The following is a 19,430-nucleotide window of genomic DNA, read 5'->3' on the forward strand; positions in this document are numbered from 1 at the left end:
GATGACCAAGGTCACCTTAAATCTACCGATCCTACAACAGGCAAAGTGATCGAAGGCGATAAGAATGTAACGTATGTATACAAACTGAAGGAAACCCCAGCAGAGCCTAAGAAGGGTGAGGTCATCATCACTTACGTAGATGAAAATGGCAAGGAAATCGAAAAACCTCGTCAAGACACACCAAACTCACCTTATGACACACCATATAACACCACTGAGGAAGGTGAAAAACCTAACACTATCAAGACTCCAGACGGTAAGACCTACAAGATCGTACCGAAAGGTGACTACCCAGTAGGTAAAGTGGATGAAGATGGGCACTTGGAATCATCTGATCCAGTTAAAGGTAAAGTTGACAAACCTAAGTCAATCATCACTTACGTCTATAAAGAAGTGAAGGAAGAGCCTAAGGGTAACGTTTATGTTCACTATGTGGATACAGAAGGCAAGACTATCAAGTCAGATGTGACGGATGAAGACGCTCAACCAGTGGACAAAGACTACGACACAGTGGTAGACAACCGCCCACAAGAGATTGAATTCGAAGGCAAGACTTATGAATTAGTACCTGCAGGTAACTACACAGTTGGTGAAGTGGATGATGAGGGTCACCTCAAGTCAACCGACCCAACAACCGGTAAGGTCATCGAAGGTGATAAGAATGTCACCTACGTATATAAACTGAAGGAAACCCCAGCAGAGCCTAAGAAGGGTGAGGTCATCATCACTTACGTTGATGAAAATGGCAAGGAAATCGAAAAGCCTCGTCAAGACACACCAAACTCACCATATGACACTCCATATAACACCACTGAGGAAGGTGAAAAACCTAACACTATCAAGACTCCAGACGGTAAGACCTACAAGATCGTACCGAAAGGTGACTACCCAGTAGGTAAAGTGGACGAAGATGGGCACTTGGAATCATCTGATCCAGTTAAAGGTAAAGTTGACAAACCTAAGTCAATCATCACTTACGTCTATAAAGAAGTGAAGGAAGAACCAACTCAACCTAAGGGTAACGTTTATGTTCACTATGTAGATACAGAAGGTAAGACCATCAAGTCAGATGTGACGGATGAAGAAAATCAACCAGTTGATAAGGACTACAACACAGTGGTAGACAACCGTCCACAAACAATCGAAAAAGACGGTAAGACTTATGAATTGGTCCCAGCAGGCAACTACACAGTTGGTGAAGTGGATGACGAAGGACACTTGAAATCTACCGACCCTACTACAGGTAAAGTGATCGAAGGCGATAAGAATGTAACGTATGTTTACAAACTTAAAGAAACTCCAGACAAGCCTGTAGAGCCAACCCCAGACAAGCCTGTAGAACCAACTCCAGACAAACCAGTGAATCCAACACCAGACAACCCAGTGAATCCAACCCCAGACAAACCAGTGAATCCAACCCCAGCAAAACCAGTGGATCCAACCCCAGCAAAACCAGTGGATCCAACCCCAGGTAAACCAGTGGACCCAACCCCAGGTAAACCAGTGGACCCAACGTCAGGTAAACCAGTAGAGTCAACACCAGCTAAAGGACAACTTCCAAATACTGGTGAAACTACATCTGTAGGATCAACTGTACTCGGACTAGTTGCAGGACTTGTAGGATTGGCAGCACTTGGACGTCGTAAAGAGGAAGACGAAAAATAATTCTACTTCCTTTGGTGAATGATTGATTTGGCTTCATTCAAAACGGCAGTTCTAATTGGTGACTAGAATAGGCCTTAAAGCCTCGAAAAAGGGGATGACAATCCCCTTTTTCAACTAGTCATACGCTTAACTAAGAAGCATTAAAATGATATAAGACGAGTCTCCCACCATAAACAGTTTAAAAGTTTTATACTGTTTATCTAAAAAAAGGAGGCTCTTTTCTTATAATCAAGAAAGTAAATGTAATTCTAAATTACTTATTTGAAATTAAATATTATAGTAGCTGCTAACCTGATTCAGAGTGATAATCATCTGGAAAAGATCATATAATTGTTGATGAACCGATGATTGATAAAAGCGACAATTCTTAAATTACATATGTAAAAGAGTTTTATTGCCAAAATCTAGATCCTTTATAAAAAGTAGGATAAAAATGAATATCTTTTCAGTGGATAAGTTAAAATTTTTTTGATAGATATTACTATATAAAAAACGCTTTTTGTGGTAAAATAATACAGATCATAAAAGGAGTGACAAAATGGTAGAACCTAAGTATAAACGTATTTTAATTAAGTTATCAGGTGAAGCGTTAGCCGGTGAACGGGGTGTCGGAATTGATATCAAAACGGTTCAAAAGATGGCCCTTGAAATCAAAGAAGTTCATGACCTTGGAATTGAAATTGCTCTCGTTATCGGTGGAGGAAATCTCTGGCGTGGAGAACCTGCGGCGGAAGCAGGTATGGATCGCGTTCAAGCAGATTACACTGGAATGCTTGGAACAGTTATGAATGCCTTGGTGATGGCGGATTCTCTTCAACAGGTTGGAGTAGATACGCGTGTCCAAACAGCGATTGCCATGCAACAAGTCGCTGAGCCTTATATCCGTGGCCGCGCCCTTCGTCACTTGGAAAAAGAGCGTATTGTTATCTTTGGTGCAGGCATTGGTTCTCCATACTTCTCAACGGATACAACGGCTGCTCTTCGTGCCGCTGAAATTGAAGCAGACGCAATCTTGATGGCTAAGAATGGTGTTGACGGCGTTTATAATGCTGATCCAAAGAAAGACAAGACAGCTGTGAAGTTTGAAGAATTAACTCACCGTGATGTCATCAATAAAGGCCTTCGTATCATGGATTCGACAGCATCGACCATCTCAATGGACAATGATATTGACTTAGTCGTTTTCAACATGAATGAGCCAGGGAACATCAAACGCGTTGTCTTTGGAGAAAATATCGGTACTACCGTTTCTAATAATGTAGAAAAATAAGGAAGTTAGAGGAATAAAATGGCAAATCCAATCGTAGAAAAAGCTAAAGAAAGAATGACTCAGTCTCACCAAAGTTTGGGACGTGAATTTGGAAGTATCCGTGCAGGCCGTGCAAATGCAAGTCTCTTGGATCGTATCTATGTTCAATATTACGGAGTTGATACTCCATTGAATCAAATCGCATCGATCACCATTCCAGAAGCTCGTGTGATGTTGATTACACCTTTTGACAAGTCTTCATTGAAAGATATCGAGCACGCTTTGAATGCTTCTGATCTTGGCATTACTCCAGCCAACGATGGTTCGGTTATCCGCTTGGTCATCCCAGCTTTGACAGAAGAAACTCGTCGTGACTTGGCCAAAGAAGTGAAAAAAGTCGGTGAAAATGCTAAAGTAGCGATCCGTAACATCCGCCGTGATGCGATGGATGAAGCCAAGAAGCAAGAAAAAGCTAAAGAAATCACGGAAGATGAATTGAAGAATCTTGAGAAAGAGATCCAAAAAGTAACCGATGATGCTGTGAAACATGTTGATGAAATGACAGCACACAAAGAAAAAGAATTGCTTGAAGTTTAATCATTTCCAGCAGTTTACAGAGGAAATGAACTCAGTTGGCACTGCTGGCTGAGTTTTATTTCCATTAAGGGGCTATTGATGAGCTTTAGCCAGAAAGAAGGAAAAAATGAATACCAACCTCGCACATGATATCGTGGGCCTTGTGACGGATGAGAATGATCGCTTTTACTTTGTCCAGAAGGATGGGCAGACTTATGCCTTGGACAAGTCTGAAGGAGAGCATGCACTTGGAGAATCCGTCAAGGGCTTTGCCTATACGGATATGAAGCAACGTTTGCGTCTGACCACCCTAGAAGTCACAGCCCGTCAGGACCAATTTGGCTGGGGGACAGTGACTGAAGTTCGCAAGGACCTGGGTGTATTTGTCGATACGGGTCTACCCGATAAGGAGATTGTCGTCTCTCTGGATATTTTGCCAGAAATCAAGGATCTGTGGCCGAAAAAAGGCGATAAACTCTTTGTTCGTCTAGAAGTTGATAAAAAAGATCGGATCTGGGGTGTCTTGGCCTACCAAGAAGACTTCCAACGAATTGCTCGTCCAGCCTACAACAATATGCAAAACCAGAACTGGCCGGCCATCGTCTATCGCTTAAAACTTTCAGGGACCTTTGTTTACCTGCCTGAGAATAATATGCTGGGCTTTATCCATCCAAGTGAGCGCTATGCCGAACCCCGTTTGGGACAAGTCTTAGATGCTCGGGTCATCGGTTTCCGAGAGGTGGATCGGACCTTGAATTTGTCCTTGAAACCACGCTCGTTTGAAATGCTTGAAAACGATGCGCAGATGATTTTGGCCTACTTGGAGGGGAATGGTGGCTTTATGACCTTGAATGACAAGTCCTCCCCTGAAGAGATTAAGGCAACCTTTGGAATTTCCAAGGGGCAGTTCAAAAAGGCTCTGGGTGGCTTGATGAAAGCGAAAAAAATCAAGCAAGACCAGTTTGGAACGGAACTAATCTAAGAGGAGCCCTATGCGAAAATCATTTTACACTTGGCTGATGACAGAGCGCAATCCCAAAAGCAATGCTCCGAAAGCCTTGCTAGCTGATCTAGCTTTTCATGAGTCTGCCTTTCCAAAACATACAGATGATTTTGATGAGGTCAGTCGCTTTCTGGAAGAACATGCCAGTTTCTCCTTTAATCTAGGAGAATTTGATGCGATCTGGGAAGAATACTTAGGTCATTAGTAACAGGAGATAGTGGTGAGCCGGGGATGGTCAATTCTCGGTCACTTTGTTATAATAGAGAAAACTTACAGAAATAGAGAGGTTCTTTATTTGAAAGAACATTCAATTGATATTCAATTAAGTCATCCAGATGATCTCTTCCATCTATTTGGATCCAATGAACGTCATTTGCGTTTGATGGAGCAAGAGTTGGATGTGATCATCCATGCACGAACAGAAATTGTCCAGGTCATTGGTCAAGAAGAAGATTGCGAGAAAGCTAGACAAGTCATCGAGGCTTTGCTGATCTTGGTGAATCGTGGTATGACCATCGGGACGCCGGATGTCGTAACAGCTATTCAAATGGTTCGTAATGATGAGTTGGATAAGTTCGTCGCCTTGTATGAAGAAGAAATCATCAAGGATAGCTACGGCAAGCCCATTCGGGTCAAAACGCTGGGGCAAAAGATTTATGTCGATAGTGTCAAGCACCATGATGTGACCTTCGGGATTGGACCAGCCGGGACAGGGAAAACCTTCCTAGCTGTGACTTTGGCTGTCACCGCCCTCAAGCGTGGTCAAGTTAAGAGGATCATTTTGACCCGTCCAGCTGTAGAAGCAGGAGAGAGCCTTGGTTTCCTTCCAGGAGATCTCAAGGAAAAAGTAGACCCTTATCTACGACCAGTCTATGATGCCCTCTACCAAATCTTAGGGAAAGATCAGACTACTCGGATGATGGAACGAGAAATTATCGAGATTGCCCCTTTGGCTTATATGCGGGGACGGACCTTGGACGATGCCTTTGTCATTTTAGATGAAGCGCAAAATACCACCATCATGCAGATGAAGATGTTCTTGACCCGTCTTGGTTTTAACTCCAAGATGATTGTCAATGGAGATACCAGCCAGATTGACCTCCCTCGAAATGTCAAATCCGGTTTGATTGATGCTCAGGAGAAATTGAAGAACATTTCTAAAATTGACTTTGTGCATTTCTCTGCCAAGGATGTCGTTCGCCATCCGGTAGTAGCAGAGATTATCCGGGCCTACGAGCCCATTCCGAATCCAGTCCTCAAAGAAAAACTGGATGTGGAAGAAGAAGCAGAATAAAAAAGGGAGTGGGAAAGAACTCAGACTAATTAAAAAGAGTTCGTTTTCCCACCCCCGCACAGTTGATTAGGTCGTCTTTGGAGCTTTAAAAGCGAACAAAGATGCCAATCAACCACTGCGTCATGTAGTTATTACTATCATACAACGAAGGCTGGACACTTTTTGCCCAGCCTTTTAAATATTAGAAATTAAACCAATTCATCAATTGGTGTGAAGTTGCGTTCTAGACCTTCTGCAACTGGTTGGCTTGTGATATGGCCTTGGTAAGTAGTAACACCTTGGCGCAAGCCTTCGTCGAGGGCGATGGCCTTATGGAAGCCATTGTCAGCCAAAGCTTCGACATAAGGAAGGGTTACATTGGTGAGGGCAATAGTAGAAGTACGAGCGACAGCGCCTGGGATATTGGCAACGGCATAGTGGAGCACACCATGTTTTTCGTAAACAGGCTCCGTATGTGTTGTCACACGGTCTGCTGTTTCGATAACACCACCTTGGTCCACAGCTACGTCCACGATGACAGAACCTGGACGCATTTGTTTAACCATATCGTCTGTCACTAATTTAGGAGCTTTAGCCCCAGGAATCAGGACAGCTCCGATAACAACATCGGCATCACGGACACTGGCTTCAATGTTAAATGGATTGGACATAAGGGTTTGGATTTGATGACCAAAGACATCTTCCAGAACAGCCAAACGTTTAGCGCTGATATCTAAGATGGTCACTTGGGCACCGAGTCCAAGTGCGATCCGAGCTGCGTGGGTTCCAACGACTCCACCACCGATGATGGTAACTTTCCCTTTAGGAACACCAGGTACCCCACCTAGGAGGACGCCAGATCCACCTTCTTGTTTAGTGAGGAAGTGAGCCCCGATTTGCACCGCCATTCGTCCAGCAACCTCACTCATTGGCACCAAGAGAGGCAATTGTCCTTCAAGGTCTCGTACAGTCTCGTAAGCTACCCCAGTTGTCTTGGCAGTCACCATGGCATCAGCTAATTCAGGAGCAGCAGCCATGTGCAAGTAGGTGAAGAGCAAGAGGTCTTCACGAAGGAAGTCGTATTCTTCAGCGAGGGGTTCTTTGACCTTGACCACCAATTCAGCTGCCCAAGCTTCTGCAGCAGTTGCAACGATAGTCGCTCCTTGTTTGGCGTAATCTTCATCGCCAAAGCCAGAACCAAGTCCAGCATTTGTTTCTACCGAAACTTGATGGCCTTTCTTCACCAAGCTTTGTACACCTGCAGGTGTCAAGCCAACACGATTTTCATTGTTTTTAATTTCTTTTGGGATACCGATTAACATGATTATTTCTCCTTACTTAGATATGGGTGTAAAAAGGCCATTGGTGTGAGATTCCTCTCCTAACTCAATGACCTTTTCACTCCTTATCCAACTCTTTTGATTGATTGATTTTATTGTATAGAAAAGTGGGTTAAAAAGCAAGAAAAAATTGAAGTTTCTTTCCTCAAGAAAGTATGGGAAACGAATGGGGGATGAACAAGCTCATTGCTGTTCATGATCAGGACAACCCAGCTTCTGGACGAGTGATGGCCAAATTAGGGATGAAATATTCTCACGAGGAGCCCTACGCGATGCTAGACCTGCATGAAGAAGGGCGAATGGTGACGAGAGTTCATTATGTCCTCACGAAGGAAGAATATTTGGCAGAAAAATGAGTCAGGATATTGACAAAAGGCCACTCTCCATGATATAGTAGATAGGTACTGCTGGTTTAGCTCAGTCGGTAGAGCGCATCCATGGTAAGGATGAGGTCGCCGGTTCAATCCCGGCAACTAGCATAAAAGAAGAGAGAAGCTTAGAGAGGATCTAGGCTTCTTTTTTTGCGAGTCTATCTTTAAAAGTCCGGCTTTTTTCAACAATTTTCAAAAAAACGTTGACAAGCACAGAAATCCGTGGTAAAGTTAGAACAACAAAGAGAAAGGAGAAAACCATCATGAACAAAGTAGATGTTTTGATGACACAATTGAATACACAACTTCTCCAATCTCAGTTGAGTTCCATTTAAAAAATGAATGAAACCCAAGATGGAGGAGTCTGTCTTGGGTTTTTTGTATGCATTTTTGCCTGCCTTAACTGAATTGGTGATAGGCATCAGAAGGCCCAAGTGTGGACTGAGACTGCTCTCAGCTCCTTACTTGGGTTTTTTCTGTGCCAAATTGAAAGGGGAGAAGATGATAGGAGCTTTATGGAAGTACATCTGGGAGCATAAGTGGCTGTATCTCAGCATTGCTGTGGTCCTAGTGATTTATGATTATACAATTTTAATACCGACACAGGTCATTCAACGACTAGTCGACCAGCTGAGCAAGCAGACCTTGACTCAGGCAAGTTTTACGAGAGATATTGCTCTCTTGTTGGGAGCTACTTTTTTAAATTACATTTCTGCTTACTACTGGCATCTGAAGTTGTTTCAAGCTTCGGTCCATTACAAGGCTAGGCTACAGGGGCAAGCTTTTCGTAAGCTCGTAGCCATGAGACGGCCATTTTATGAAAAGTTTCGCTCAGGGGATCTCCTGACTCGTTTTACCACGGATGTAGACGGGATGATGGGGATGGTCGGCTATGGGATGCTGATTGTCCTTTATGGGGGAGGCTTGTTCATCTTTATTATTCCAGCTATGTTCTTGATTTCCTGGCAGTTGAGTTTGATTTCCTTTATTCCTATGAGTTTTCTGGTTTTATCAACCTATCTCCTGGGGAAAAAGGAAGAGATCTATGTGGATGAAAACCGTGATGCCGTGGCTCACTTGAATGATGAGGTCCTAGAATCCATCGAAGGGATTCGGGTTATGCGGGCCTATAGTCGCAAGGAGCGTCAGGTGCGACAATTTCAAGAGCGGACAGAAAGTTTGGCCAAGACGGGCGATAAGATCGCCTCTATTCAAAATGCCTTTGGTCCTTTTGCCCTCTTCTTTATAGGGGTTTCAACCGTCCTTCTTTTGGTCTGTGGGGGCCACTTCTTGAAAACTGGACAGATTAGCTTGGGTCAACTGCTAGGTTTAGAATTGTATCTAGTGGCCTTGATTGAGCCGATGTGGATGCTAGCAGATTTCATCTTAGTCTATCAAACAGCCAAAACATCCCACAAAAAATTGTCAGAATTGGTCGAAGAGGATGATGACTTGGAAAGAGATGGGGACGATTGGCTAGAGGAACTGAATGAGGTAGTTTTCGAAAACTATTCTTTTACCTATCCGATGGCGGAGAAGGAGAGTCTTTCGCAGATTTCTTTGCAGTTCAATAAAGGGCAAACCATTGGGATTGTGGGTCGAACAGGAGCAGGAAAGACAAGCTTGGTCCGTCAATTCTTACGACAATACCCACTTGGGCAAGGGACATTTACCATTAATGGGGAGCCCGTTGCTCGTTACGTGAGACGCTCTATTGAGGAAAAAATCGGTTACGTCTCTCAGGAACACATCCTATTTTCGAAGTCTATTTTAGAAAATATTTCCCTTGGTAAGAAGGGAGCTAGTCAAGAGGAAATCATGGATGCTATCGCTCAGGCAGCCTTCGCAGATGATTTGGAACGGATGTCGGATGGCCTGGATACTTTGATCGGAGAAAAGGGAGTATCCGTATCGGGAGGGCAGAAGCAGCGGATTTCTCTGGCACGTGCCTTTTTACGTGATGCCCAGTTGCTCCTCTTGGATGATTCTTTATCCGCAGTGGATGCCAAGACGGAACAGGCCATTATTGAGACCATTCAAAGAGAGCGACAAGGAAAGACAACCTTGATAGTCTCCCACCGTCTCTCAGCTGTCCATCAGGCAGATTGGATCCTTGTGTTAGATCAAGGACGGATTTTAGAAGAAGGAACAGCTAGTGATTTACTGGCTCAAGAAGGTTGGTATTATGAACAATACCAACGGCAACAAAGACAGGAAGGAGAATAAGATGGGTATTTTAAAACGACTATTACAAAAACTATCCCTTTTTCCTGGTATTTTTGGGCTAGGTTTCATCTGTCTTTTGCTGGCAACGATTTTGTCAGATCTATCGCCATTTATTCTACAAAAAATGATTGATGGTCCCTTGACAGCCTTGAGTCAGGGAGGAGAGTTAGGAGCACTCTATTCTATGGGTGTCCTCTATCTGATTGTTTTGGCAGTGGGTCAGATTTTCAGTTATATAGGCAATCGGGTTTTGATCCATGGAGGCAATAAGGTAACTGCACAGCTACGCGATCAAGCCTTCCTCGTGATGCAACAACTACCGATTTCCTACTTTGATGACAAGCCAGCAGGGAAAATTGCTACACGAATTGTTAATGATACAGAGACCTTACGGACTCAATTTTACAATTCCTGCATGTATTTGGTGATTCATTTGATGCGTTTCTTCTTTATCATGGGAGTTCTCTTTACTATCAATCCCATGATGGGTCTCCTCTTATGCTTGATTTTCCCTATCTTTTACGGGATTCAGGCCTTGTATAAGCGCATGACGGACAAGCCCATGAAGGACTTCTTTGATTCCAGAAGTGAAATCAATACCCTGGTAAATGAACTGCTTCATGGAGCGAGTATGATCCAACTTTACGGACAAGAAGAGCGCGTGATTGAGGAGTTTGATCAGACGACTGAGAAGATGACTGTGGCTAATGATCGTTTGGTCCTAGCAGACTCCATTGCCTCTTGGACCCTGACAGAATTCTTGAAATACATCGTCATTGCAGGAATTTTAACCATTGCAGGCCTATCCTACCTTGGTGGGGATTTGGGGATGACTGCTGGTTTCTTGTTTATCAATCTCAATTATGTTATTCAGCTCTTTGATCTGATGGCCAATTTGATTCGCCGTCTTCCGGATATCCGACGCTCTCTGGAAACAGGGGAGCGGGTCTTGACTTTCCTAGACGAAAAGGTAGAGGCAGATGCAACAGAAGAGATCAAAATAGACAGGGCAGCTGTGGAGTTTGATCATGTCACTTTTGCTTATGAAGAAGGCAAGCCAGTTCTGAAGGACATTTCCATCCAAGCTCATCCGGGTCAAACCCTTGCCTTGGTTGGCCATACCGGTTCGGGTAAATCCTCCATTATGAACTTGCTCTATCGTTTCTATGATCCGCAGGAGGGGGAAATCCGGATCGACGGCCAGAATATTCGCCATTTCTCTAGAGAGAGTCTTCGCTCCCATATGGGAATTGTCTTACAGGATCCCTATCTGTTCTCAGGGACCATTGCTAGCAATGTGGCCATGAGTCTAACAGATATCGACCGTGATCGCGTCTTGGATGCTCTAAAACAGGTCGGTGCCCTGCCTATGATCCAGAGATTAGAAAAGGGAATCGACCATCCAGTGGTTGAAAAGGGATCTGCCTTCTCAAGCGGGGAGCGCCAATTGATTTCCTTTGCGCGGACCCTCTACATGAACCCGAAAATTTTGATTCTGGACGAAGCAACCTCCCACATTGATACGGAGACAGAGGAGATCATTCAGAAGGCTATGGCAGTCCTGCAAAAGGGCCGGACGACCTTTATTATTGCCCACCGCTTATCGACCATTCAAGATGCAGATCAGATCTTGGTTCTATCAGAAGGGCGCATTGTCGAACGTGGGCAACATGCAGACTTGATTGCTCATGGTGGCATCTATGCCCAGATGCAAGCTATCCAACAGACGGTTGAATAAAAGGGCATTCTTCAAATAGTAAAAGTAGCGTGTATTCTAGTATATACGCTATTTTTATGCTATAATTGAAATGATAGTGAGGTGATCCAAGATGTATATTGAAATGGTTGATGAGACCGGTCAAGTCTCTGAAGAAATGATCAAACAAACCCAGGAAATTTTAGAATTTGCTGCAAAAAAATTGGGCAAAGAAGACAAGGAAATGGCAGTGACCTTTGTAACCAACGAACGTAGCCATGAATTGAACTTGGAATACCGGGACACGGATCGCCCAACGGATGTAATCAGTCTGGAATACAAACCAGAGATGGACATTGCTTTTTCAGAAGAAGATTTAGAAGACCACCCAGAATTGGCAGAGATGATGGCTGAATTCGATACCTATATTGGAGAGCTTTTTATTTCTGTAGACAAGGCGCGTGAGCAAGCAGCTGAGTATGGTCATAGCTTTGAGCGCGAGATGGGCTTTTTAGCAGTGCATGGCTTCCTTCATATCAACGGTTATGATCACTATACGCCGGAAGAAGAAAAGGAAATGTTTGGCTTACAGGAAGAGATTTTGACAGCCTATGGACTCACAAGACAATAAACGAAAATGGAAAAATCGAGAACTGATTGCCAGTCTTGAATTTGCTTTAACAGGGATTTTCACAGCCTTTAAAGAGGAACGAAATATGCGTAAGCATGCACTTTCAGCTGTCTTAGCGATTGTTGCAGGCTTCCTTTTTGGCATTTCAGCAACAGAGTGGCTCTTTCTACTCTTAAGTGTTTCTTTGGTCATTGCCTTTGAAATCATGAATTCTGCTCTTGAAAATGTAGTGGATTTAGCGAGCAATTACCACTTTTCCATGCTAGCTAAAAATGCCAAGGATATGGCGGCAGGAGCAGTTCTCGTTATTTCGGGCTTTGCCTTGGTGACAGGTCTTATTATATTTGTGCCCAAGTTGTGGGCTCTAGTATTTGGATAAGAGGGAGACTTCCCTCAAGAAAGGAAACTATGACATTTAAATCAGGCTTTGTAGCCATTTTAGGACGTCCCAATGTCGGGAAGTCAACTTTTTTGAACCACGTCATGGGACAAAAAATTGCCATCATGAGCGATAAGGCGCAGACAACGCGTAATAAGATTATGGGAATCTACACGACCGATAAGGAACAGATTGTCTTTATCGATACCCCAGGGATTCACAAACCCAAGACAGCGCTTGGAGACTTCATGGTAGAGTCGGCCTATAGCACCCTTCGAGAAGTCGATACCGTTCTCTTTATGGTACCAGCAGACGAGCCACGTGGGAAAGGCGATGACATGATCATCGAACGCCTCAAGGCTGCTAAGGTGCCGGTTATTCTGGTGGTCAATAAGATCGACAAGGTGCACCCTGACCAACTCTTGGCGCAAATCGATGACTTTCGTAGTCAGATGGACTTCAAGGAAATTGTGCCGATTTCAGCCCTTCAAGGAAACAATGTTTCGCATTTGATTGATATTTTGAGCGAAAACTTAGAAGAAGGTTTCCAATATTTCCCTGCTGACCAAATTACAGACCACCCAGAGCGTTTCTTAGTTTCTGAAATGATCCGCGAGAAGGTCTTGCACTTAACGCGGGAAGAAATTCCCCACTCTGTTGCCGTAGTGGTGGATTCTATGAAGCGGGATGAAGAGACAGATAAAGTCCATATCCGAGCAACCATCATGGTCGAGCGCGATAGCCAAAAAGGCATTGTCATTGGAAAAGGTGGGGCCATGCTCAAGAAGATCGGAACCCTTGCGCGTAAGGATATCGAGCTGATGCTAGGGGATAAGGTCTTCCTAGAAACCTGGGTCAAGGTCAAGAAAAATTGGCGGGATAAGAAATTGGATCTTGCTGATTTCGGATACAACGAAAAAGAATATTAAGAAGAGGTGGGCAGAAGCCTGCTTCTTGTTTTTGAAAGGAGTTCTATGCCTGAATTACCAGAAGTAGAGACGGTCCGACGCGGTCTTGAGAAATTAATTCTTGGAAAAACCATTCAGTCAGTGGCAGTAAAGTATCCAAAGATGATTCAGACGGATCTGGATGCTTTTCGACAAGATCTCCCAGGTAAAGAAATTCGGGCCATGGGGCGCCGTGGGAAATATCTCTTGTTTTATCTGACGGATCTGGTCCTCATCTCGCATTTGCGGATGGAAGGCAAGTATTTCTTTTATCCAGACGAAGTCCCTCTTCGCAAGCATGCTCATGTCTTCTTTCATTTTACAGATGGTAGCACTCTGGTCTATGAAGATGTCCGCAAGTTTGGGACCATGGAAGTCATCACACCTGACCTTGTCGACAGCTACTTTTTGGCGAAAAAGATTGGTCCAGAGCCGACAGAAGCGGATTTTAAAGAACCAGCCTTCCAAGCAGCTCTTAAACAATCAAAGAAACCCATTAAATCAGCTCTTTTGGACCAAAAATTAGTGGCTGGTCTGGGCAATATCTATGTAGATGAGGTCCTTTATCGAGCCAAGGTTCATCCAGCCCGTTTAGGTCAAAGCTTGACTGCTAGAGAAGCCAAAGCCGTTCGCAAAGAAACAATTGCTGTGCTGGCTCAAGCTGTTGAAAAGGGTGGCTCCACCATTCGCTCTTACAGCAATGCTTTTGGCGAGGATGGCACCATGCAGGAAGAACACCAGGTCTATGGGAAAACAGGCCAGCCTTGTTTGCGCTGCGGGACACCGATTGAAAAAATTCAGCTGGGGGGACGCGGAACCCATTTTTGCCCTCACTGCCAAAAGGAGAACTAGATGGCGAGAATCATCGGATTAACAGGAGGGATTGCTTCAGGGAAGTCGACTGTGACCTCCTATTTGAGAGAAAAGGGGTATCCTGTCATTGATGCTGATCGAGTGGTCCATGACTTGCAGGCACCAGGTGGAGAACTCTATCAAGCTTTGGTAGATCATTTTGGAAGGGACATCCTTCTAGATACAGGAGACTTGAATCGTCCTGCTCTGGCTCAACGCATCTTTTCAACCCAGAAAGAGATTGCCTGGTCCAACCAAGTACAAGGGGACATCATTCGCAAAGCTCTGGCGCGAGAACGGGACCGACTAGCTGCAACAGGAGACCTCTTTTTCATGGATATCCCCTTGTTAATCGAGCAAGGATATCTGGACTGGTTTGACCAAGTCTGGCTGGTCTATGTGACGGAAGATACTCAGTTGCAACGTCTAATGGAAAGAAACGCCCTAACGGAGGTCCAGGCGCGCGATCGTTTGGTAGCCCAGATGCCTCTAGATGAGAAAAAAGCTCTTGTCGATCTCGTGATCGATAACAATAGCCAGCGTGATCACCTCTATCAGGAAATCTATCGGGCTTTAGAACAAATAGAAAGAAGATGATCCTATTTCACTGGAAATCAATTGGCGTAAAAATCTTTTTATTGCCTGGATTGGCTGCTTTTTCGTAGGTGCCAGTCTTTCATTGGTGGTCCCTTTTATGGCTCTTTTTGTGGAGGAGTTGGGGGTAAAAGGTCCGGCAGTTCCTTTTTATGCTGGGATTGCAGTCGCCTCCTCCTCTTTGACTTCCGCTCTAATGGCCCCAATCTGGGGGAGTTTGGCGGACCGTTATGGTCGGAAACCCATGATGTTGAGAGCCTCGATTGCCATGACCTTGACCATGGGAGGAATTGCTTTTGTCCCCTCCGTCTTTTGGTTGTTGCTCCTACGCTTATTAAATGGTGTCTTCTCAGGCTTTGTCCCTAACAGCACGGCTCTCATTGCTAGTCAGGTGCCAAAGAATCAATCTGGATACGCTCTAGGAACCTTATCGACGGGAACTGTTGCCGGTACCTTGATGGGCCCCTTGTTGGGAGGATTGATTGCAGAGCAATTTGGTATGCGGAATGTCTTTCTCCTCGTTGGTTTTTTCCTCTTTCTCGTCTCTGTCCTGACTTGGTGGGGCATTGAGGAAGACTACCAACAAATATCCAAGGAGGAGCACCTTTCAAGCTGGGAATTATTGACTTCTATCCAGCATAAGGACATTTTACTGGGTCTCTTTTTGACCAGTATGACCATTCAGATGATCGGTCAGTCCATTTCTCCCATTCTTCCACTCTATGTAAGAGAGCTTGGCCAGAGCGACAATGTTATTTTTGTATCTGGGCTGATCGTATCAGCGATGGGGATTTCTAGTATCCTGACATCGGGATGGATGGGAAAGCTCGGGGATAAAATTGGCAACCATCGCCTCTTACTTTTAGCTCTTCTCTATAGTGGTATCCTCTATATCTTCTGTGCCCTTGCTCAGACCCCTTTTCAATTAGGCTTTCTTCGTTTCCTATTTGGGATTGGGACAGGAGCCTTAATGCCCGGAGTGACGGCTCTCTTAAACCGCATGACTCCCAAGGAAGGAATTTCTCGGATTTTTAGTTACAATCAACTCTTCTTTTATATAGGGGGAGTTCTTGGTCCCATGATGGGCTCTAGTATTGCTATGCATGTCAATTACCATTGGGTATTCTATGGGACTGCTATCCTAGCCTTTATAGATTTGGCCTTCCTTTTATTCATCTTTAGAAAGTATTTGAAAGTGAGAGAAATCAGTGCGCATTAAAGTACAACTAACCTGCACGAGCTGTGGTAGTCAGAATTATTTGACAAGTAAAAATATGAAGACCCATCCTGAAAAAATTGAAGTTTTGAAGTATTGTCCTAAAGAGAGAAAAGTGACATTACATCTTGAAACGAAATGATTTTTATGGTAAAATAGATAAGATTTTAAGGAGTTTTTTAATTATGACTAAACCGTTGATTACTATTTTATTGGTACTATCTGTATTAATTGTTATTGCTATCTTCATGCAACCAACTAAAAATCAATCTAGCAACGTATTCGATGCAAGCTCAAATGACTTATTCGAACGTTCAAAAGCTCGTGGATTCGAAGCAGTCATGCAACGTTTAACAGGAGTCATGATTTTCCTTTGGTTACTGATTGCGATGATTCTAATGGTATTATCCAGTAAATAAGATAGGCTTAGACATTGTCTTTGCCTATTTTTTCATCTATGGGTCGTTTGATAGGGAGTTTGTCACTTGTAAAGAAATCTCTCTGAAAGAAAGAAAATAAAGGAGGCTGGGTGACCAGCACAAGATATGAAAAGTAAAATTATTGATTATTTAAAACAGGAGGGAAAAGCTCAGGTTGATCAATTGGCTCAAGCCATTGGGAGTACTGACGCCAAAGGTTTTCGTGAACTGATTAAGACCATTTCGCTGATGGAGCGACGTCGTCAACTAACCTTTGAAGAAAATGGTTTTTTAAGTCTCCTTGATGCCAAGCCAAAAGGCGTCATTACTGTGAAAGGGATTTTCCATGCTCATAAGAGTGGCTTTGGATTTGTCAGCTTAGAGGGGGAAGAAGAGGACCTTTTTATTGGACGAAATGATGTCAACCATGCCATTGATGGGGATACAGTTGAGGTTGTAATCACCAAGGTCGCCGATCGGCAAAAGGGGACCGCGGCAGAGGGGAAAATCATTGATGTCTTGGAGCACAGCCTCCAAACAGTCGTCGGCCAAATCGTTTTGGATGAGGAAAAACCCAAATATGCAGGCTACATCCTTTCAAAGAATCAAAAGATTAGTCAACGCATTTACGTGAAAAAACCTGCCCTACAATTAGAGGGAACGGAAGTTCTCAAGGTAGCTATTGAACAGTATCCAAGTCGGAAGCACAACTACTTTATAGCCTCAGTACAAGATGTGGTTGGGCATGTGACAGATCCTGGGATCGATGTCTTGGAAGTTTTAGAGTCTATGGATATCGTCTCAGAATTTCCAGAAGCAGTCCTCAAAGAAGCAGAAAGCATCCCAGACCAGCCTAGTGAGAAGGATATGGAGGGACGTTTGGACCTTCGAGATGAAATCATCTTTACCATTGATGGTGCCGATGCCAAGGACTTGGATGATGCGGTTCACATCAAGCGCTTGGAAGGTGGGAATTTTGAGCTTGGCGTTCACATAGCAGATGTCTCTTATTATGTAACCGAAGGTTCTGCCTTGGACAAGGAAGCCCTCAACCGCGCGACCTCTGTCTATGTCACAGACCGGGTCGTGCCCATGTTACCTGAGCGTCTATCAAACGGGATTTGTTCCTTAAACCCTCAAGTGGATCGCTTGACCCAATCAGCCATTATGGAGATCGACCAGCGTGGTCGGGTCCTTCGCTACCAGATCACCCAAACGGTCATTAAAACGACTTTCCGTATGACCTATAGCGATGTCAATGAGATCATTGCTGGGGACCAGGAGAAGCGTGAGGAATACCAAGCTATTGTGCCAAGTATCGAAGCCATGGTTGCTCTTCATCAGATCTTAGAAGGAATGCGGGAAAAACGAGGAGCTCTGAACTTTGATACCAGTGAAGCAAAAATCCTAGTCAATCCTCAAGGAAAACCAGTAGACATCGTCTTGCGCCAACGTGGGGTTGCAGAACGGATGATTGAATCCTTCATGCTGATCGCCAATGAGACAGTAGCAGAGCATTTTGCCAAACGAAAACTTCCCTTTATTTACCGGATTCACGAAGAACCCAAAGCAGAGAAAGTGCAAAAGTTTATCGATTATGCTTCTAGTTTTGGCCTTCCAATTTATGGGACAGCTAGTTCCATGAGTCAGGAAACCTTGCAGGACATCATGAAGAAGGTAGAAGGGGAACCCTATGCTGATGTCTTGTCTATGATGTTGCTTCGTTCCATGCAACAAGCGCGTTATTCCGAGCACAACCACGGCCACTATGGGCTAGCAGCTGAGTTCTATACTCACTTCACCAGTCCGATTCGCCGGTATCCAGACTTATTAGTCCACCGCATGGTGCGAGAGTATGGAAAAGATTCTGAAGTGGCTAGTCATTTTGAACAGGTCATTCCAGATATTGCTAGCCAATCCTCTAGTCGGGAACGCCGCGCCATTGATGCCGAACGGGAAGTAGAAGCCATGAAGAAGGCAGAGTACATGGAAGACTATGTTGGCGAAGAGTACGATGCTTTGGTGTCCAGTGTCGTCAAGTTTGGTCTCTTTGTTGAATTGCCAAATACCGTAGAAGGTTTGATCCACATCACCACCTTACCTGGTTTTTATCATTTTAACGAGCGAGATTTGACCTTGCGTGGGGAAAAATCAGGCGTGACCTTCCGTGTCGGTCAGGAGATCCGAATCAGGGTCGAAAGAGCGGATAAGATGACTGGCGAGATTGATTTTTCTTATATCCCAAGTGAGCTGGATTTGATTGAAAAAGTCACTAAAACATCGGGTCGTAAAGATCGAAATGGACACTCTAAGCGCGCTTCTTCTAAGAAAGAAGAACGAAAGCAAGGAGGCATTAGAGAGAACAAGCGCAAGCATTCTTCAAAAGACAAGAAGAAAAAGAGTAAGAAATCTTTTTACAAGGAAGTAGCTAAGAAAGGAGCTAAGCATGGCAAAGGGCGAGGGAAAGGTCGTCGCACAAAATAAGAAAGCAAGCCACGATTATACAATTGTTGAAACCATTGAAGCAGGAATGATCCTGACTGGTACAGAAATCAAGAGTGTTCGAGCAGCTCGTATCAACCTCAAGGATGGATTTGCCCAAGTCAAAAATGGGGAAGTCTGGCTCAGCAATGTTCATATTGCTCCCTATGAGGAAGGCAATATCTGGAACCAAGACCCAGAGCGCCGTCGCAAACTCTTGCTGCATAAGAAGCAAATTCAAAAGTTGGAGCAGGAGACTAAAGGAACAGGGATGACTTTAGTTCCTCTTAAGGTTTACCTTAAGGATGGCTATGCCAAGCTCTTGCTAGGCTTAGCCAAAGGGAAGCACGATTATGACAAACGTGAATCCATCAAACGGCGGGAACAAAATCGGGACATTGCTCGTGTCATGAAACAATACAATACGTGTTAAAGTAAGAAATAGGAACAGCTGAAGCAAGAGTCTAAAACTGTTCCTATTTTTAAATTTCTTTTCTTGAAACCGCTTGCAT

19 protein-coding genes, 1 tRNA gene and 1 pseudogene are annotated in these 19,430 nt (G+C 44.1%); 20 read left to right on the forward strand and 1 reads right to left on the reverse strand.

Features of this window, described 5'->3' with window-relative positions; all coding sequences use genetic code 11:
* Positions 1–45 precede the first annotated feature (45 nt).
* From EAI95_RS00005 to EAI95_RS00030, 6 genes are all read left to right on the forward strand, one after another.
* A complete protein-coding gene (locus tag EAI95_RS00005) occupies positions 46–1,665 on the forward strand; it encodes an LPXTG cell wall anchor domain-containing protein (RefSeq protein ID WP_238662889.1) in 1,620 nt (539 codons plus the stop codon).
* 538 nt (positions 1,666–2,203) lie between these two features.
* A complete protein-coding gene (gene pyrH / locus EAI95_RS00010; protein WP_006595852.1) occupies positions 2,204–2,935 on the forward strand; it encodes a UMP kinase in 732 nt (243 codons plus the stop codon).
* Positions 2,936–2,953: 18 nt separating this feature from the next.
* Positions 2,954–3,511 carry a ribosome recycling factor gene (gene frr, locus EAI95_RS00015; protein WP_048689643.1) on the forward strand — a complete coding sequence of 186 codons (558 nt, stop codon included), beginning with the start codon at positions 2,954–2,956 and terminating at the stop codon, positions 3,509–3,511.
* 106 nt (positions 3,512–3,617) lie between these two features.
* Positions 3,618–4,472 (forward strand): RNA-binding virulence regulatory protein CvfB, encoded by an 855-nt coding sequence (gene cvfB, locus EAI95_RS00020; RefSeq protein ID WP_048717452.1) that lies wholly within the window; start codon positions 3,618–3,620, stop codon positions 4,470–4,472.
* A gap of 10 nt (positions 4,473–4,482) precedes the next feature.
* On the forward strand, positions 4,483–4,698 hold the full coding sequence (locus tag EAI95_RS00025) for a YozE family protein (protein ID WP_048689636.1): 216 nt from the start codon (positions 4,483–4,485) through the stop codon (positions 4,696–4,698).
* A gap of 90 nt (positions 4,699–4,788) precedes the next feature.
* Positions 4,789–5,787 (forward strand): PhoH family protein, encoded by a 999-nt coding sequence (locus EAI95_RS00030; protein ID WP_155223211.1) that lies wholly within the window; start codon positions 4,789–4,791, stop codon positions 5,785–5,787.
* A 188-nt stretch (positions 5,788–5,975) separates the two neighbouring features.
* Here the strand turns inward: EAI95_RS00030 and ald are convergent, their stop codons facing one another.
* Positions 5,976–7,088, reverse strand: a complete 1,113-nt coding sequence (gene ald / locus EAI95_RS00035) for an alanine dehydrogenase (RefSeq protein WP_129821823.1) — start codon at positions 7,086–7,088, stop codon at positions 5,976–5,978.
* Positions 7,089–7,276: 188 nt separating this feature from the next.
* Between ald and EAI95_RS00040 the strand changes: the two are divergent.
* The 14 genes and pseudogenes from EAI95_RS00040 to smpB all read left to right on the forward strand — a co-directional run.
* Positions 7,277–7,462 (forward strand): annotated as a pseudogene (locus EAI95_RS00040) (GNAT family protein); the annotation flags it as partial.
* 50 nt (positions 7,463–7,512) lie between these two features.
* A tRNA-Thr gene (locus EAI95_RS00045) sits at positions 7,513–7,585 on the forward strand.
* A gap of 393 nt (positions 7,586–7,978) precedes the next feature.
* Positions 7,979–9,703, forward strand: a complete 1,725-nt coding sequence (locus EAI95_RS00055; RefSeq protein WP_129821824.1) for an ABC transporter ATP-binding protein — start codon at positions 7,979–7,981, stop codon at positions 9,701–9,703.
* Between the two features lies 1 nt (position 9,704).
* Positions 9,705–11,441, forward strand: coding sequence for an ABC transporter ATP-binding protein (locus EAI95_RS00060; RefSeq protein ID WP_129821825.1), 1,737 nt, complete (start codon positions 9,705–9,707; stop codon positions 11,439–11,441).
* Between the two features lie 91 nt (positions 11,442–11,532).
* Positions 11,533–12,030 (forward strand): rRNA maturation RNase YbeY, encoded by a 498-nt coding sequence (gene ybeY / locus EAI95_RS00065; RefSeq protein WP_048689623.1) that lies wholly within the window; start codon positions 11,533–11,535, stop codon positions 12,028–12,030.
* Positions 12,011–12,409 (forward strand): diacylglycerol kinase, encoded by a 399-nt coding sequence (locus EAI95_RS00070; protein WP_129821826.1) that lies wholly within the window; start codon positions 12,011–12,013, stop codon positions 12,407–12,409. Before ybeY ends, EAI95_RS00070 begins: the two co-directional genes overlap by 20 nt.
* A gap of 29 nt (positions 12,410–12,438) precedes the next feature.
* Positions 12,439–13,338, forward strand: coding sequence for a GTPase Era (gene era, locus EAI95_RS00075; RefSeq protein WP_016465947.1), 900 nt, complete (start codon positions 12,439–12,441; stop codon positions 13,336–13,338).
* Positions 13,339–13,383: 45 nt separating this feature from the next.
* Complete coding sequence (gene mutM, locus EAI95_RS00080; RefSeq protein ID WP_129821827.1) at positions 13,384–14,208, forward strand: DNA-formamidopyrimidine glycosylase; 825 nt, start codon at positions 13,384–13,386, stop codon at positions 14,206–14,208.
* On the forward strand, positions 14,209–14,805 hold the full coding sequence (gene coaE, locus EAI95_RS00085) for a dephospho-CoA kinase (protein WP_129821828.1): 597 nt from the start codon (positions 14,209–14,211) through the stop codon (positions 14,803–14,805). It begins immediately after the preceding gene.
* 16 nt (positions 14,806–14,821) lie between these two features.
* Positions 14,822–16,021: a multidrug efflux MFS transporter gene (locus EAI95_RS00090; RefSeq protein ID WP_314368690.1), complete on the forward strand. Its 1,200-nt coding sequence runs from the start codon at positions 14,822–14,824 to the stop codon at positions 16,019–16,021.
* Entirely contained in the window at positions 16,011–16,160 is a 150-nt protein-coding gene (gene rpmG / locus EAI95_RS00095) for a 50S ribosomal protein L33 (RefSeq protein WP_081453577.1), read from the forward strand. Before EAI95_RS00090 ends, rpmG begins: the two co-directional genes overlap by 11 nt.
* A gap of 43 nt (positions 16,161–16,203) precedes the next feature.
* Complete coding sequence (secG, locus tag EAI95_RS00100; protein WP_048689602.1) at positions 16,204–16,437, forward strand: preprotein translocase subunit SecG; 234 nt, start codon at positions 16,204–16,206, stop codon at positions 16,435–16,437.
* A gap of 126 nt (positions 16,438–16,563) precedes the next feature.
* Positions 16,564–18,921, forward strand: coding sequence for a ribonuclease R (rnr, locus tag EAI95_RS00105; RefSeq protein ID WP_129821830.1), 2,358 nt, complete (start codon positions 16,564–16,566; stop codon positions 18,919–18,921).
* Positions 18,884–19,351 (forward strand): SsrA-binding protein SmpB, encoded by a 468-nt coding sequence (gene smpB / locus EAI95_RS00110; protein ID WP_129821831.1) that lies wholly within the window; start codon positions 18,884–18,886, stop codon positions 19,349–19,351. The genes rnr and smpB overlap by 38 nt, the downstream gene beginning before the upstream one ends.
* The last annotated feature ends 79 nt before the right edge of the window (positions 19,352–19,430 follow it).

This window comes from Streptococcus sp. bf_0095 (genome assembly GCF_004166885.1).
Taxonomy (GTDB): domain Bacteria; phylum Bacillota; class Bacilli; order Lactobacillales; family Streptococcaceae; genus Streptococcus.